Raw genomic sequence first — 16,847 nt, 5'->3', positions numbered from 1 at the left:
CCTTTTTTATTTTGTCTTTTGATAAAGCAAATAAAGCTCCTTCTACCCTACCTTTGTTTCAGCTTTTATTCATAAGATTACACTTTTTAAGCATTGACTATTGACTAATGCAATCGGTTGCGTTTATGATAGACCTATCAATAAAATCACTGAGGGGGATTCTCATGAAACAAATCAAACGTTTATTCCAAATTGATCCTTGGAAAATCCGTACTACACACTTAGATAAAGAAAATTTACGGTTACAAGAATCATTAACGAGCATTGGCAATGGCTATATGGGGATGCGGGGAAATTTTGAAGAACACTATTCTGGCGACCACCATCAAGGAACCTATTTAGCAGGTGTTTGGTATCCAGACAAAACACGTGTTGGTTGGTGGAAAAATGGTTATCCTGAATATTTCGGCAAAGTGATTAACGCAATTAATTTCATCGCAATGGACTTACAAATTGATGGACAAACAATTGATTTAGCCACTACACCTTACGAAGATTTTTCTTTAGAATTAGACATGCAAAATGGGGTCCTTTCTCGGCAATTCACCATCCAAACACCGAAGAACAAAGTGCGCTTCTCTTTTGAACGTTTTTTAAGCTTAGAAAAAAAAGAAGCAGCTTACATCCACTTAACAATTGAAATGCTGGAAGGTACAGGTACAATCACTCTTCACTCAAAATTGGATGGCGATGTTCAAAATGAAGACAGCAATTATGAAGAACATTTTTGGGAAGAAAGAGCTATTGAAACACAAGAAACACTTGGCTTTGTTACGACTAAGACCATTCCTAACAATTTTGAAATAGAGCGTTTTACAGTGACTGCAGGTATGCGCCATTTCATCGATGGAGCCTCTGTTGTGCCTACATATACACAACAGCCCTTGGCCTTAACCGCAGAATTGACAGTGTCTTTAAACGAAGGCGAAACGACCGCCATCACAAAAGAAGTGCTTGTCGTTACCAGTCGTGATGTGCCAGAAACGCAACAAATCACACGAGTAAACGAATTATTTTCAGAAATGACCACCTTGTACCCTGAAGCAAAAGCTGGGCAAGCTGCCGCTTGGGCAAAACGTTGGCAATTAGCTGATGTTGTTATTGAAGGAGATGACGAAGCCCAACAAGGCATCCGTTTTAATCTTTTCCAACTTTTCTCAACCTACTATGGTGAAGACGATCGTTTAAATATCGGACCAAAAGGCTTTACTGGCGAAAAATATGGTGGTGCCACATATTGGGATACTGAAGCATATGCTGTCCCACTTTACTTGGCGTTGGCTAAGCCCGAAGTTACTAAAAATCTACTGAAATATCGCCACAATCAATTGCCTCAAGCCATTCATAATGCCCAACAACAAGGGTTAAAGGGTGCGCTTTACCCAATGGTTACTTTTACTGGTGTGGAATGTCATAACGAATGGGAAATCACTTTTGAAGAGATTCACAGAAATGGTGCGATTGCTTATGCGATTTATAATTATGTCAACTATACAGGAGACGAAGACTATCTCAAAGATGCTGGTCTAGAAGTACTTGTGGCAATCGCTCGTTTTTGGGCAGATCGGGTCCACTTCTCCCAACGTCATAAACAATATATGATTCATGGCGTAACGGGGCCAAATGAATATGAAAATAATATCAACAATAACTGGTATACCAATACCATCGCTGCGTGGGTTCTACGTTACACCCGTGAGTCTTATTTAAAATTCCAAGAAGAAACAACGCTCAAAATTGCAGACGACGAATTAGCTAAATGGGCAGACATTGTAGAAAATATGTACTTCCCAGTGGATAACGAATTAGGCATTTTTGTACAACATGACACTTTCTTAGATAAAGATTTAATGCCAGTTTCTGATTTACCACTTAGTGAGCTGCCTTTAAACCAACATTGGTCATGGGATAAAATTTTGCGGTCTTGTTTCATTAAACAAGCCGATGTTCTTCAAGGAATTTATTTCTTCAATGACGCCTTTTCTTTAGAAGAAAAACGCCGGAACTTTAATTTTTACGAACCAATGACTGTCCATGAATCTTCCCTTTCACCAAGCATTCATGCTGTATTAGCTGCTGAATTAGGCATGGAAGAAAAAGCAGTGGAAATGTATCAACGAACAGCGCGCCTTGACTTAGATAATTACAATAATGATACAGAAGATGGCTTACACATTACCTCAATGACTGGTAGTTGGCTAGCTATTGTGCAAGGTTTTGCCCAAATGAAAACGGACCATCAACAACTAAAATTTGCACCCTTTTTACCAGCGACATGGACAGCCTACTCGTTCCACATTAATTACCGGAATCGTTTACTATTTGTTGAAGTTGCAGCAGACCAAGTGGCCTTCACTTTACTCGACGGCCCTGCAATTCCATTAACTGTTTACGATCAAAAATACACATTAAAAGATCGATTAGTTTTACCGATCAGAAAGGAAGAAGTTCATGTTTAAAGGCGTTTTGTTTGATTTAGATGGCGTTATTACTGATACAGCAGAATTTCATTACCACGCTTGGAAAAAATTAGGGAACGAAATTGGAATTTCCATTGACCGTGTTTTCAACGAACAATTGAAAGGTGTAAGCCGTGAAGATTCTCTGCAGTTACTGTTAAAATACGGAAAAAAAGAAGGCACGTTTTCTTCTGAAGAATTTGCCCAGTTAGCGCAACGGAAAAACGATTATTACTTGGAAATGATCCAAGCAATTACGCCTGAAGATGTCTATCCAGGAATTCTTTCTTTATTAACGGAATTACGTGAAGCCAATATTAAAATCGCCTTGGCTTCTGCAAGTAAAAATGGGCCTTTCCTTTTAGAAAAAATGCAATTGACGCCCCTTTTTGATGCCATTGCTAATCCAGCAGACGTCCAGGCAGGCAAACCCGCTCCAGATATTTTCATTTTAGCTGCGAAAGAAATTGATTTGACACCAGCAGAATGTCTTGGCATTGAAGATGCCAAAGCTGGGATTCAAGCGATTCTTGCTAGTGGAGCGCAGCCTGTTGGCGTTGGCCGCAAAGAAGAGTTAGGCGAAGGGTTGCCCATCGTGCCAGAGACGAGCGCTTTAACGTTTGATTACTTAAAAAAAGTGTGGCTTGATCATGAAGGATAATCGTATCACCGTAACCGATATTCCAAACACAAACTTAAAAAAAATTACTTTGAAGAACGACTTTTTAGAAGTCGTTCTTCTCAATTATGGCGCGCGCCTCCATCAACTTTTGATGCCAAACAAAAATAATCATTGGGAAAATATCCTTTTATCGTATGATTCGTATCAAGATGTATTAAAGGATCAAAGCTTTTTTGGCGCCACTGTTGGACCAGTTGCTGGACGCATTCGTAATGGCCATTGGCAAAATGGAATATTAGAACAAAATAGCGACGGTCATCATATCCATGGTGGCTCAAAGGGGTGGTCTTTTCAATATTGGACAGTCGAGCCCTTTGAAAAAAAGGATATCATTGGCGTTGCTTTTCATTTAACCGACACCCTTTCTGGCTATCCCGGACCAATTGAGGCCACCATCACCTACCAGCTAGAGGATAATCATTTACGAATGATCAGTACTGGACGGAGTAAACAGGAAACACTTTTTAATCCTACAAACCACGCCTACTTTAATTTATCTGGCGACGGAAAGTTAGACATTCTGTCACATTTGCTATCTTTGAACTGTCAAGGTATGTTAGAATTAGACGATAATAAGCTGCCTACTGGACGGATTTTACCAGCTTCTGAACTATCCATACGTTTTAATGAACTGACACCTATCGAAACAATCCTCCAACGCTATCCAACTGGGTTAGATGATGTTTTCCCCTTAGTTGGCTCTGACTTAAGACAGCCACAATTATGCTTACAAGAACCTACTTCTGGAAGAAAAATGACGATAGCAACAACGAACCAAAGTATGGTATTATTTTCTACGACTGGTTTTGAGGCTCCTTTTTCTATTAATGGACAAGCGATGCATTCAAACTATGGCTTAGCAATTGAACCACAAGAGTATCCAGACATTGTTCATCATCCTCAGTGGGGCTCTATTTTATTACCAGCTAATAAAAAGCAAACCTACCAAACGGTTTATCAATTTAACCTTCTATAATCACTAAGAAAGGCGTGGCAAAAATGGCAATTACAGTAAAAGATGTCGCTAAGAAAGCGGGGGTTGCAACTTCAACCGTTTCGCGTGTCATTAACGATCATCCAAGTATTTCTGAATCGACAAAAAAGAAAGTGCGAAAAGTCATGGATGACTTAGGCTATGTGCCAAATATGACGGCACGGAATTTGGGTAAACGAATTTCAAGTGCCATTGGCGTAATTTTACCTCCTTTAGATTCGAAAGAACGGTTAGGGAATCCATTTTATTTAGAAATTATGGAAGCCATCAACGAGGAAGCCCGTCTTTATGATATGACTACTGCTATTGCAACTGCCAAAAGTTTTGATGTACTATTGGAAAACGTTAAAAGAATGCATCTTCAAAAGCAAGTGGACGGTTTTATTCTTGTGTATTCAGATAGTAAGGACCCCGTCATTGATTACTTATATGAAAACAACATTCCCTTTACTTTAATTGGTCAACCTTACCAACATGAAACGGAAATAGTTTACGTGGATAATGATAATCAATTATTAGGGAAACAAGCGACGGAATTTTTAATTGAAAACGGCCATAAAAATATTTTATTTGTGACCAATACAACGCATGAAAGTTTGTACTTTGAACGTTACTTTGGTTATCAAAAAGCAATGATGATGCAAGGATTAACTGTTTTACCAAGCGTTGCGTTAGAAAAACCTGAAGATTACATGGCTTTCGATGATATCCTTCATCAAAATAATGCCACGGCGTTGGTGGTGATTGATGATATCTTTGCTTTGCGGACGATGCAACTTGCGCAAATCTATGGTTATCAAGTTCCTGAAACGTTATCCATTATTAGTTTTAACAACTCAATCTTTTCAACATTGACACATCCTTATCTAACAAGCATTGACATCGACACGTCAGAATTAGGTCGAATGGCGATGAAAAAATTATATGAATTAATCCACGAAGAATTGACGAATGGTGTCCGTCTCGTTATTCCTCACAAATTAATTAAGCGTGAAACAGTTATTCCTATTCATTAAAAAAGAAGCGTAAGCAGTGTTAAACTGCTTACGCTTCTTTCTATGTGTACGCTCTTATTCGTATGTATTACTTTTATAAAATAACTTTTTGCGAAATTTTTTTCCAAAACGTTTCTTCTTTTGCATCAAATTGAGCTGGTTCCCCGTCAGACAATTTTTCATTTAATAATGATAATTTTTCTTGATGTTTTACATATTCGTCTTTTTTTATTAGCTCTAAACGATACGCACGATCCAAGATCGACTCTCGATAGTTAACATTCATTTTCGTTGCCTTCGCCATTTCTTACATTCCTTCCCAAAATAAATTTTCATTTTTTCGTTAAATTCTTCTATAATTATAACAAAAATATCAGAAAAATAAATATGAAACAAACGATAATTGCGAAAATTTTGTTTTTTCATGCAATTATCGTTCGATTATTTAAGAAATTAAAATTATTAACCAATAATTAATCAATCAGCAAACGCATTAAATGAACATCTAAAAATTCACCTTGGTCTGTTTTGGCGCCTCGAGGCATAATTGCTTCTGTTTCAAACCCTAATTTTTTATAGACATGAATCGCTCGTTGATTGCGATCCTGTACCGTTAATTCCAAACGACGAATAACATGACTTTCATGCGCCCAGCGAATAAGTTCTTCCATCAGGATACTGCCCAGTCCATAGCCCCAGTACTCTTTTAAAATACTAATGCCAATTTCACCAATATGCTCCATCCGCTTTTTAGAAGAAGCAGACACAGAAGCGGTCCCAATGATTGCTTCTCCCGCTAATGCCACCAATAAAACATTATTTGGCGATTCATAGAGTGTTGCTAGATTTTCAGCCAATTCTGTTGTCGACATGGCCATTCCTCGCTCATCCATTACCAAATAGGGCGTTTCACTCCCAATTTTTGACATCACAGATAGTAATTGATCCGCATCAGTAGGCACTGCTTCTCGAATAGAAAATGTTTGTTCAGTCATATTCGCGAGCCTCCCACGTTTTCAGAATCTCTGCTATTCTTTCTTCTGCCAATGGACCAGTTCCACGGAATTCAAGAACTCTCTTGTCAGCTTCTTGAGAATCTTTATTTAAAATAATTTCTAAATAATCTTCTGGCAATTCTTCTTCAATCAAGCTGCCCCATTCTACAACGGATAGCCCATCTCCTTCAAAATACTCATCTAACCCTAATTCATCCGCACCCTCTTCAACACGGTAGACATCCATATGGTATAACGGAAGTCGTCCTTGTGGATATTCGCGGATAATCGTATAGGTGGGACTTTTAATCATTTGGGAAATGCCTAATCCTAAAGCAATCCCTTTCGTCATTGTCGTCTTACCGGCCCCTAAATCACCAGTCAGGACAATTACATCACCAGCTTGTGCCTTTTGTCCAATGATTTTAGCAATTGCTTCTGTTTCCAATGGATTATTCAGGACAATGTTCATTTTTTTGCCTCCCATCTGCAAGAATCTATGTATGAAAGTATACCGAAAATTCAATAAGTTGACTAGTGGCAGCTTCAAAAAAATAAAGTTGAGGCCCAAGTGTCCTGGGAACCTCAACTTCTACTTTGCTTATTTATCATGCTTCGACATAGTTAATTAGTCGTTCATTAATGTTTGAGCAGCTGTAATGATTGATAATTTATAAACATCTTCTTCGTTTGCACCACGTGATAAATCAGAAACTGGTTTGTTCAATCCTTGTAAGATTGGGCCAATTGCTTCAAAGTTACCTAAACGTTGAGCAATTTTGTAGCCAATATTTCCTGATTGTAAATCTGGGAATACAAAGACTGTTGCTTCCCCAGCAACTTTTGAGTTGGGTGCTTTTAATTGTGCAACAGAAGATACATAAGAAGCATCAAATTGTAATTCACCATCAATCGCATATTCAGGTGCTAATTCTTGCGCAATTTTTGTAGCTTCAGCAACTTTTGTTACTTCTGGTGCTTTTGCAGAACCTTTTGTTGAAAAACTTAACAATGAAACTTTTGGTTCAATGTCAAATAATTCAGCTGTTTTGGCACTATCAACAGCAATTTCAGCTAATTCTTGTGCAGTTGGGTTCACGTTAATCGCGCAGTCTGAGAATAAATATCTTTCTTGGTCACGACCACGAATCATTAAGAACGCACCACTTGTACGGCTTACGCCTGGTTTTGTTTTAATGATTTGTAACGCAGGACGAACTGTATCACCTGTTGAGTGGATAGCACCACTAACCATACCATCAGCAATACCCATGTAAGTTAACATAGTACCGAAATAGTTGACATCTTTTAAGATTTTTTCAGCATCTTCTTTAGTAGCTTTTCCATTACGGCGTTCAACAAATGCTTCGACCATTTCATCCCATTTTTCATAATCATTTGGGTTGATAATAATAAAGTTTGATGTGTTGATTCCACGAGCCATAGCAGCATTTGCGATATCTGTTGGATCACCAATTAAGATTGGTTCTACTAATTCATCAGATTTTAAGCGGGCAGCAGCACCTAAGATTCTAGGATCTGTTGCTTCAGGGAAAACAATTTTGATATTACGGCGTACGACTTTAAATTTTAAGCTATCGAATAATTCCACGATAAACCCTCCAGTTTTATATTTACAAAATCCATCATACACTATTCTCAAAGAAAATAACAGTTTTTTCTAGCTGTATTAGTCAAAAAAACCAATAATCCGATAAACTTTTCACAAACTAACTCTTCTACACTATAACAGCATACACTGTTACACTACACTGTTTCAGGAAGTTGCCAATCAATCGGCGTTTCCCCTAAACGTTCTAGAGCAGCATTCGCTTGAGAAAACGGACGTGAGCCAAAAAAACCACGATGCGCTGACAATGGACTTGGGTGTGGCGATTTGATAATCACATGCCGAGTCGTATCAATCATTTTAATTTTTTCTTGAGCTGGACGTCCCCATAAAATGAAAACAACAGGTTTTTCACGCTCGTTCAACTTTTCGATAATGACATCTGTCAGTTGCTCCCACCCTTTACCTCGATGGGAATAGGCTTGACCTGCCCGAACAGTCAACACAGTATTTAATAATAACACGCCTTGTTTAGCCCAGCTTTCTAAAAAGCCATGGTTGACGGGTTGGTACCCTAAATCAGCTTGTAATTCTTTGTAAATATTCGCAAGAGATGGCGGCACTTTCACACCTGGCTGGACAGAGAAACTTAGTCCGTGTGCTTGATTGGGTCCATGATATGGATCTTGTCCCAAAATTACTACTTTTACTTCTTCAAAAGGGGTTAGTTCTAACGCTGAAAATAAATGATACATATCTGGATAAATCGTTTGTGTCTGATATTCTTTTTTCAAAAATTCCCGCAATTCTTGATAATATGGTTTTTCAAATTCAGCAGATAAAACGGTTTGCCAACTATTGTGAATAATTTCTTTCATAATGCTCACTCCTTCGCTCTCTAAGCATAACGAATTTCTCCAAACCTGACAAGAAATTTCTGGGTACTTTCTCTTGGAAAAACGTGGTAAACTATAGGTAAGCTTTAAATAGATAATGAGGTGTAGAGAATCGATGATTAAATTAATTGCTTCAGATATGGATGGAACACTTTTAGATGCAAAAATGAGCATCACAAATGATAACGCTTCAGCAATTCGCGAAGCGGAACGTTTAGGAATCGAATTTATGGTTGCTACTGGCCGCGCATATACCGAAGCGAAACCCGCGTTAGAAGAAGCTGGAATTGACTGCGCCATGATTACTTTAAACGGCGCCCAAGTGTTTGACAAAGATGGACACTCACTTTTCACGGCTGGGATCGAAAAAGAAACAGTAACCGAAGTACTAACTATTTTGAGTCAACACAATGTTTACTATGAAATCTCTACAAATAAAGGTATTTTTTCTGAACATCAAGAAAAAAGAATTGAAAACTTTGCCGCTCATATTGCAGAATCCATGCCCCATTTAACTTATAAAGTGGCGATTGCCATGGCTTCAGCACACCTATCTTTATTGCATATTACCTATGTTGATTGTTTAGACGACATTTTAAAAGATGATTCGATTGAAGTCCTTAAAATTATTGGCTTCAGTATGGATGGGCCGAAAGTATTAGGTCCTGCTGGGATGGAAGTAGAAGAACTAGATGATTTGGTTGTCACCTCTTCTGCGCTTAATAATATTGAAATTAACCACCGCCTAGCACAAAAAGGGATTGCGGTTGCGCGCGTCGCTAAAGAACGTGGGATTCCCGCTGAACAAGTCATGACTATTGGTGATAATTTAAATGACGTCAGCATGATTCAATGGGCTGGGGTAAGTTTTGCAATGGGCAATGCCGAACTGGAATTAAAAGAATATGCTAAATATGAAACAGCCACTAATTTAGAAAATGGTGTTGGCGAAGCCATCCTGCGTGCAATAAGAGAAGATTTGTAATAAGCACTACCAGTTACAGCACTCATTTATATATAGAAAGGAGATCGTGTCGTGTCTGAATTTTTTATTCAAGAACAACAGTTAGGAAAAGTTACGCGAACCATCGTGAAAGACCAAGCAGGCCGTTCACTTTTTCTATTGGTGGGGCGCTGGGGCACACGAGGAGATGCGCTTTCTTTATATGCAATGAACGGAGAAATTTTAGCCAGTATTAAACAAGTTTCTTGGACTTTTGGTACACGATTTGAGTTATATCAGCGTTTTGAAAAAGTGGGTACTCTACGAAAACTGTTCAATTTGAATGCTGATTTCTATTATGTTCAAGGCCTTCACTGGGCAGTTGTTGGTGATATCAAAGCGCATCAATATTCAATTTATCAAGTCCATAAAAAAATTATGTCAATGGATAAAACCATGCTTTGTACAGGCGACTATTTTGTTTTAACTGTTGCCAATGATGAGGACGCACCGTTGTGCATCTGTATAGCAGCTGTCCTTGACTACTGGTTATATAATAAGAAAAAACAAAAAACTTCCGATGATTTTGGATTAGATTTTGATCCTTTAACGGATTAATGAAAAATAGAGCCTGGGACAAAAATCACTTTGGATTTTTGTCCCAGGCTTAAAAATTGATAAACGGCGGGAACAGAAGCAACTCCTTCGGAAATAAGCCGAAATTATCCAAAAATTATAGAACAATTTTCGGAAATTCCTTCTTATTTCTCGGAGTTAAACGCTTCTGTCCCGACCTCTATTTTTACACTTCTTTTTGCATATGATTGTATAAGTGACCACTAATAGTCATTGTTGTGACATCTTTAAAGCCTTTGCTTGCGTATAACTTTCTCGCCCCTGGATTGTCAAAATCAACATTTAGACCCAAGGCTTGCTTCCCGCTAGCTTTAGCTACTTCAGGTAAAGCATCTAATAACTTAGAACCAATGCCCATTCCACGGAAACGTTCATCCACAGAAATCGTGTCTAAATACCATTCATTAGGCAAGGTTTCTTCTTCAATAAATAGCCGAACATCTTCTGCTAAGCCATGTTTTTTAAAGACTTCTCTTAAAGGTTCATCAATAATCTTTTCATCTTCCGCAGGATAGCCGACAGCAATCCCTGCAACTTCACCTGCATGTTCATAAACTAAAATTCGTTGATAGCCATAGCGATAGGTTGGATACGCCGTTGCCTCTGCTAATAGGTCAATCATTTGTTCTTCTGAGACTTCTTCTAAAATTGGTAACTCCATATCTTTTAAAATAACTAAGACCAGCCGAGCAATCGCTTGACCGTCTTCTTTTGTTGCCGAGCGAATCATTGTAATTCTCCTTTACATTTAACTAAAAAAAAACTGGCTACTATCATTACTGACTTAGCCAATTCCTTTTATCTTGTCTTTAGTATAACAAATTTATTATTGAATTTCTACTGTAACCTGACGTCGTCCCCAAGCAATGCATTGCTCTACCGAATCAAAATGAACATCAATAATATTCCCTTGAATAGCGCCACCTGTATCTCCAGCAATAGCAAAGCCATAACCAGAGACTTTCACTAATGAACCTAGAGGAATTACACTTGGATCGACTGCAACTACATTGCTTTCTTTACTTAAGTCAATACCAGTAGCACTTAGATTACTTGCACCAGCTTCGCGCCAAGAATAAGCAGTTGATTCCATCTGAAGCACACGACCAGAGCCAGTTCCTGGTGTTGATGATTCGCCTGTCGATGATTCTGGCGTTGATGACGATTCGGATGAACTAGCAGAACTTGAAGATTCAGTGCTACTGCTTTCCGTACTTGTAGAAGAGCTTGATGCTTGACTGCTTGACTCTTCAGCAGCTTTGGCTTCTAGTTTAGCCGCCGCATCTGCTTGCGCTTGTTTGTCGGCAGCTGCTTGTTTCTTCGCTGCTTCTGCTTTGGCAGTTTCTGCCGCACGTTTTTTCTGTGCCTCAGCTGCTGCTTTTTCGCTGACTAAGCGTTGTTGCTCTTTCTGTTTGTCTGTCGAAATTTGAGCCAATAATTCTTCATTATTCGCCATTTTTTCTTTTAACTCAGAGACTTTATTATTCATTGAAGAAGCTTCAACTTGTAATTTCTCTTCATTTTGTTTTAAAGTTGTTTGCGTATTTTCAACTTTTTCTTGTAATGCAGCTAACTTTTCTTTTTCGCTAGTTAAGCTTTCAATCTTTTCCCGTTCAAAGTTTTGTAAAACGGTCATGGCGTAGGCCCGATTAAAGAAATCTGATAAATTTTCTGCATCTAATAAGGCTTGCCAAGTACGTTGGTCGCCATTTAATTGAATATCCTTCATACGATCGCCAACAGCTTCTTTACGACGAGAAATATTTTTTTCTGTTTTTTCTATTTCCTCTTTCGAAGTTTTCAACGTATCTTCCGCTTTTGAAATTTGCGTTTTTAAACGTTCGATTTCCGCATATTTAGCATTTACATCGTCTAAGGCTGAATTGATTTCTTTACTAATTAACTCCCCAGATTGTTTCGCTTGCGCTTCTTTTTCTTGCAACGAATCAAGTGATTCTGCTGCCGCAGCGACTGGAAGTCCAAAATTGATAAGCATCATTGTTGTTAAAAATGGTATCAACTTTTTAACCTTCACTAAATCCAACACCTTTCCTAACTTATCTAAAACACCTACTCATTATACTAGTCAGGAGGGCTTGTTTTATTTCAATCGTGTTACAATTTGTTACAATTTAAATGCAACTCTTTTTTTATCCTGCGTTTATTCATTAGTCCATTTCTATCTCAATTCTTTAAGAATTTCTTAAGACGGCTTAAAAACTAGCTTTTGACGATTTTTCTTTTTTTCATCCCATTAGACCATTGATTGAAATATTTTGTAATATTTTTTGTTAATTATTGGCCCTTTTTCTTCAAATCTTCTAAGAGATGCCGAACTTCTTTGGAATTTTTAATGTTTTTTAAAGTTAGTTTTGGGTAATTGTTAATAAAACGACGTTGTTGGAAATTTAACCGATTTTGGAAATGCTCTTTTTTGGTTCGTTCTTTTAACTTCTGCCAATCAGCTGTAGCGATTTCCATTTTTGTGTTCAACCGTTGCTTAAATTCTTGTTGGTTCGTTTCCAACGTTTGGCCCATCTCGGTAATAAGTTTTTTGAAACCTTGCATGTTCAGCAACGTATAAATTAAGTCAAGCCCCATTACAATCACTATGCAAAGGGCTAAGTAGTTGCCAAAGGTTGCTTGTAAAAAGCTGACAACTTTGGCGATTTCTGGTTGAATAACTTTGACAATCAAGACACAACCCAATCCCCAAAAAAGAGAAACCGGTAAAGCCACGCGACCGTTTAAATTAAAAGGTACATCATGATAATCCCACCAAGAGGCATGGAACAGTTTTTCCAAGCCATAACTAGTGACATATTCTAAAATCGTCACTAAAACAGCCGATCCGACATACAATACCAAGAGATTGTTTTCAAAGGGCTCCACAAAATAGAGAACGCTTAAGACCCCAAATCCATAAATAGGACAATAGGGCCCTACCAAAAATCCTCGATAAACAAATTTTTTAGCTTTTAATGAACAATACACCGTTTCCCATAACCAGCCGATAAAGGAATAAATAAAAAATAACAAAATAACCTGACTCATTTTTTCCACGTTTCTGTCACACTCCACTTCTTTGCGCTTTTCTTCTATTTTAACAGAAGTTGAGAAAATGTAGCGAACAACTTTCTTTCATTGAAAGATTAGGCTACAATGAGAGCAGCAAAGGGAGGAATCTTATGTTTGGTTTATTGAAATACGCAAAAAATTATCGAAAACAAATTATCCTCGGTCCAGTCTTCAAATTTTTAGAAGCTTGTTTCGAGTTAGTCTTGCCCTTATTCATGGCTCACTTAGTCGATGTCGGTATTCGTCAAAACGACCGACAGACTGTCATAGAAATGGCCCTCTGGATGCTTGTTATGTCGTTAGTTGGTTTATTTTTTGTCATGATTTGTCAATATTATGCTTCAGTCGCTTCGCAAGGTTTTGGGACGGAGCTAAGAAATCAATTAATGAAGAAAATTAATCAGCTTTCACACAAAGAATTAAATAGTTTTGGTACAGATACCCTCATCACTCGGATCACAAACGATATCAACCAGCTTCAATTGGCTTTAGCGATGTTTATTCGGTTGGTCATTCGGACACCTTTTTTAAGTATTGGTTCTGTGGTCATGGCTTTTTACATTGATGTGCAGATGGGCTTTCTTTTCCTATTACTTTTACCAATTTTTAGCCTTATTCTCTTTATTATCATTAAAGTGACTGTGCCTTTATATCAAAAAGTCCAAGAATATTTGGATCGGTTAAACCGTCAAATTAGTCAAAATTTAAGCGGTGTCCGTGTAATCCGTGCGTTTGCTAGAAAGGAAACAGAGCAACGACATGTTGATAAAGCTTCAGATGATTTAGGCGATATTTACATTCGTGTATCGAATGTCTCTGCTTTATTAACGCCTTTAACCACTTTGATTATGAATGTTGGAATTTTATTTTTACTTTATTTTAGTGGCTTAAAAGTTTCTTTTGGTTCCTTGCAACAAGGGGAAGTTTTAGCATTGATCAATTATATGAATCAAATGATGCTCGCTTTAATTGTTGCTTCTAATCTCGTGGTAATTTTTACGCGAGCCGCCGCTTCCGCAAACCGTGTCAATGAGGTTTTAACTGTAGAAAGCCAGTTAACAGATACACCAGAATCAGCAAAAACATCGCCACAATTTGGTGATATTACCTTTGACCATGTAGATTTTCGCTATGAACCAGAGGCCGGTTTGGCTTTGGAAAATATCAATTTTACGATTCCTAAAGGCTCAATTCTCGGCATCACGGGACCTACCGGCAGCGGGAAAAGTACCTTAACCCAACTCATTCCCAGATTTTATGATGTGAGTGCAGGAAACCTTTTTATTAATGGTGTAAATGTGCGCGATTGGCCGCTCTTTACTTTACGCCAACAAGTTGCAAGTGTTCCACAAACTGCCGTCTTATTTACAGGGACTATTCGAGAAAACTTACAATGGGGCAAACCAAATGCAACTGATGAAGACTGTTGGGAAGCATTAGCTATCGCCCAATGTAAAGAATTTGTTGAACAATTAGACCAAGGGTTAGACACGCCTGTTAACGAAGGCGGAAAAAACTTTTCTGGTGGACAAAGACAACGGTTGACCATTGCCCGTGCCTTGATTAGGAAACCGCATTTACTTATTTTAGATGATTCCTTGAGTGCCCTCGACTATCAAACAGATTTGAATCTGCGCCGTGCTTTACAAAAAGAACGAGCAGAGACAACCGTTATTTTAATTTCACAACGCGTGAGTTCGATTGCAACGGCGAATCAAATTTTAGTCCTAGATAGTGGAAAAGTCGCTGGCCTTGGCACCCACGAAGAATTACTTACTTCTTCTAAAGAGTATCAAGAAATCGTTGCGTCACAGGAGGAGGATACCCATGCAAACTAAAAAAATTCATTTTGGTGCCTTCTCACGTTTTAAGCCGTATTTACTACGCTATCCAAAAGAAATTATCGGCGCCTTAATTCTAGGAATTCTCAGTGGTTTTTCGACTGTCCTCATGACTTATTATATAGGTAAATCCGTTGATACAATGGTTGGTAAAGGACAAGTCAATGCTGCGCAACTCATCAAAATTTTAGGTTTATTAGCAGGAATTTTACTCGTAACCGTTCTAAGTCAATGGCTGATTCAACGTCTCGGTAATCGCGTGTCTTATTTATCGACCACACAGCTGAGAAAAGATGCCTTTGCCCATTTAAATCAATTACCGTTAAGTTATTATGACCAAACGTCACACGGAAATATCGTCAGTCGCTTTACCAACGATATTGACAATATTTCAATGGCTTGCTCGGCTGTCTTCAACCAATTATTTTCTGGCATGGCCACCGTCGTTGTTGCTTTGCTCTTTATGATTCGGCTAAGTCCCCTGCTCACATTAGTGGTTCTTATCAGTACGCCGATTATTTTTATTGTAAACTGGCTTGTTGCAAAAGCTTCACAAAAAAACTTTGCTGCACAACAAACGATTGTTGGTGAAATTTCCGGCTTCGTTTCAGAAATGGTTGGCAACCAAAAAATTGTTAAAGCCTTTCAACAAGAACAAGCTACGCAAGAAACATTTGAAGCATTGAATCAAACGTTGTATGAAAAAGGACAGAAGGCTCAGTTTTCTTCCTCCTTAACCAACCCACTTTCTCGATTTATCGACCATTTATCTTATTTATCGATTGGATTAGTCGGTGGCTTGTTAGTTTTAAGTGGCAATCCTTTAGTCACAGTTGGTGTTATTTCCAGTTTCACCATTTACTCTAGTCAGTTTTCTAAACCTTTTATTGAACTCTCAGGAATCACCAACCAAATCCAAGCAGCCTTAGCTGGATTGGAACGTACTTTTGATATGATGGATCAACCAGTTGAACGTCCTGATGCCCCGAACGCAATTGTTTTGAAAGAAGCGCGAGGCCGTGTTGAATTTAAAGACGTTGATTTTTCTTACACGCCGACGCGACCTTTAATCGAAAACTTTAATTTAATTGCTGAACCAGGAGAAACAATTGCCATTGTTGGGCGAACTGGTGCGGGTAAATCAACATTAGTGAATTTGTTAATGCGCTTTTACGAGGTCGACCGTGGCCAAATTACGGTTGATACTCACGACATTACTCAAATTACTCGGGATAGCTTGCGAAAAAGTTTTGGTATGGTTCTCCAAGATACTTGGCTATTCGATAGTTCCATTCGGGAAAATTTAACGTACGGAAATCCTGAAGCCTCTGACGAAGAAATTATAGAAGCCATGAAAAAAGCCCATATTTTTGATTTCGTCATGCGTTTACCTCAAGGACTAGATACTCAGATTGGTTCCCAAGGCGTTAAAATTTCTGAAGGACAACGACAATTAATGACTATTGCACGCACGATGATTAGTAATCCGCCGATGCTTATTTTAGATGAAGCGACCAGTTCAGTTGATACATTGACCGAGCAAAAAATTCAGGATGCTTTTTTACAAATGATGACTGGCCGGACCAGTTTTGTTATTGCCCATCGCTTAGCAACAATCAAAAGTGCTGAAAAAATTCTAGTTATGGACAATGGTCAAGTAGTTGAAATTGGCACCCATGACGAATTATTGCAAAAAGAACAGGGTTATTATCGTGACCTTTACGAAGCACAGTTTAATCAAAAAGCACAATAAAAAAG

Annotated in this window: 16 protein-coding genes; 8 read left to right on the top strand and 8 right to left on the bottom strand. The window is 38.3% G+C overall.

What is annotated here, in order from left to right; translation table 11 throughout:
• The first annotated feature begins 164 nt into the window (after positions 1-164).
• The 4 genes from IGL93_RS03540 to bopD are packed head-to-tail and all read left to right on the top strand — an operon-like array spanning position 165 to position 5,151.
• On the top strand, positions 165-2,459 hold the full coding sequence (locus IGL93_RS03540; RefSeq protein WP_002355845.1) for a glycoside hydrolase family 65 protein: 2,295 nt from the start codon (positions 165-167) through the stop codon (positions 2,457-2,459).
• Positions 2,452-3,120 (top strand): beta-phosphoglucomutase, encoded by a 669-nt coding sequence (pgmB, locus tag IGL93_RS03535; RefSeq protein WP_002355844.1) that lies wholly within the window; start codon positions 2,452-2,454, stop codon positions 3,118-3,120. The genes IGL93_RS03540 and pgmB overlap by 8 nt, the downstream gene beginning before the upstream one ends.
• Positions 3,110-4,117, top strand: coding sequence for an aldose epimerase family protein (locus IGL93_RS03530; protein WP_002405005.1), 1,008 nt, complete (start codon positions 3,110-3,112; stop codon positions 4,115-4,117). Before pgmB ends, IGL93_RS03530 begins: the two co-directional genes overlap by 11 nt.
• A 23-nt stretch (positions 4,118-4,140) precedes the next feature.
• Entirely contained in the window at positions 4,141-5,151 is a 1,011-nt protein-coding gene (bopD, locus tag IGL93_RS03525) for a LacI family transcriptional regulator BopD (protein ID WP_002358859.1), read from the top strand.
• A 73-nt stretch (positions 5,152-5,224) separates the two neighbouring features.
• Here the strand turns inward: bopD and IGL93_RS03520 are convergent, their stop codons facing one another.
• From IGL93_RS03520 to IGL93_RS03500, 5 genes are all read right to left on the bottom strand, one after another.
• Positions 5,225-5,434 (bottom strand): hypothetical protein, encoded by a 210-nt coding sequence (locus IGL93_RS03520; protein ID WP_002368185.1) that lies wholly within the window; start codon positions 5,432-5,434, stop codon positions 5,225-5,227.
• Between the two features lie 169 nt (positions 5,435-5,603).
• A complete protein-coding gene (locus IGL93_RS03515) occupies positions 5,604-6,125 on the bottom strand; it encodes a GNAT family N-acetyltransferase (protein WP_002366315.1) in 522 nt (173 codons plus the stop codon).
• The gene (gene tsaE, locus IGL93_RS03510) at positions 6,118-6,612 is read right to left on the bottom strand and encodes a tRNA (adenosine(37)-N6)-threonylcarbamoyltransferase complex ATPase subunit type 1 TsaE (protein WP_002387026.1); all 495 of its coding nucleotides are present in this window, start codon (positions 6,610-6,612) and stop codon (positions 6,118-6,120) included. Before tsaE ends, IGL93_RS03515 begins: the two co-directional genes overlap by 8 nt.
• Positions 6,613-6,753: 141 nt before the next feature.
• Positions 6,754-7,737, bottom strand: a complete 984-nt coding sequence (pta, locus tag IGL93_RS03505) for a phosphate acetyltransferase (RefSeq protein ID WP_002355836.1) — start codon at positions 7,735-7,737, stop codon at positions 6,754-6,756.
• A 155-nt stretch (positions 7,738-7,892) separates the two neighbouring features.
• A complete protein-coding gene (locus tag IGL93_RS03500; RefSeq protein WP_002363309.1) occupies positions 7,893-8,573 on the bottom strand; it encodes a uracil-DNA glycosylase in 681 nt (226 codons plus the stop codon).
• 133 nt (positions 8,574-8,706) lie between these two features.
• On the opposite strand from IGL93_RS03500, the gene IGL93_RS03495 reads away from it, so the two are divergent.
• A complete protein-coding gene (locus IGL93_RS03495) occupies positions 8,707-9,576 on the top strand; it encodes a Cof-type HAD-IIB family hydrolase (protein ID WP_010713818.1) in 870 nt (289 codons plus the stop codon).
• A gap of 51 nt (positions 9,577-9,627) precedes the next feature.
• Positions 9,628-10,152, top strand: coding sequence for an LURP-one-related/scramblase family protein (locus tag IGL93_RS03490; protein ID WP_002355833.1), 525 nt, complete (start codon positions 9,628-9,630; stop codon positions 10,150-10,152).
• Positions 10,153-10,336: 184 nt separating this feature from the next.
• Here IGL93_RS03490 and IGL93_RS03485 read toward each other — a convergent pair whose 3' ends face one another.
• From IGL93_RS03485 to IGL93_RS03475, 3 genes are all read right to left on the bottom strand, one after another.
• Positions 10,337-10,900 (bottom strand): GNAT family N-acetyltransferase, encoded by a 564-nt coding sequence (locus IGL93_RS03485; protein WP_002355832.1) that lies wholly within the window; start codon positions 10,898-10,900, stop codon positions 10,337-10,339.
• A gap of 96 nt (positions 10,901-10,996) precedes the next feature.
• Positions 10,997-12,217, bottom strand: a complete 1,221-nt coding sequence (locus IGL93_RS03480; protein ID WP_025192662.1) for a 3D domain-containing protein — start codon at positions 12,215-12,217, stop codon at positions 10,997-10,999.
• A 248-nt stretch (positions 12,218-12,465) separates the two neighbouring features.
• Positions 12,466-13,233 carry a putative ABC transporter permease gene (locus tag IGL93_RS03475; RefSeq protein ID WP_002387023.1) on the bottom strand — a complete coding sequence of 256 codons (768 nt, stop codon included), beginning with the start codon at positions 13,231-13,233 and terminating at the stop codon, positions 12,466-12,468.
• Positions 13,234-13,358: 125 nt separating this feature from the next.
• Here IGL93_RS03475 and IGL93_RS03470 point away from each other — a divergent pair, with 125 nt between their 5' ends.
• Positions 13,359-15,086, top strand: coding sequence for an ABC transporter ATP-binding protein (locus IGL93_RS03470; protein ID WP_002364705.1), 1,728 nt, complete (start codon positions 13,359-13,361; stop codon positions 15,084-15,086).
• Positions 15,076-16,842, top strand: coding sequence for an ABC transporter ATP-binding protein (locus IGL93_RS03465; protein ID WP_002383364.1), 1,767 nt, complete (start codon positions 15,076-15,078; stop codon positions 16,840-16,842). The genes IGL93_RS03470 and IGL93_RS03465 overlap by 11 nt, the downstream gene beginning before the upstream one ends.
• Positions 16,843-16,847 lie beyond the last annotated feature (5 nt).

The organism is Enterococcus sp. DIV1328a, from assembly GCF_050536905.1.
Taxonomy (GTDB): domain Bacteria; phylum Bacillota; class Bacilli; order Lactobacillales; family Enterococcaceae; genus Enterococcus; species Enterococcus faecalis.
Note: the sequence above shows the minus strand (reverse complement) of the source record. Positions and strands in the feature narration are given on the sequence as shown.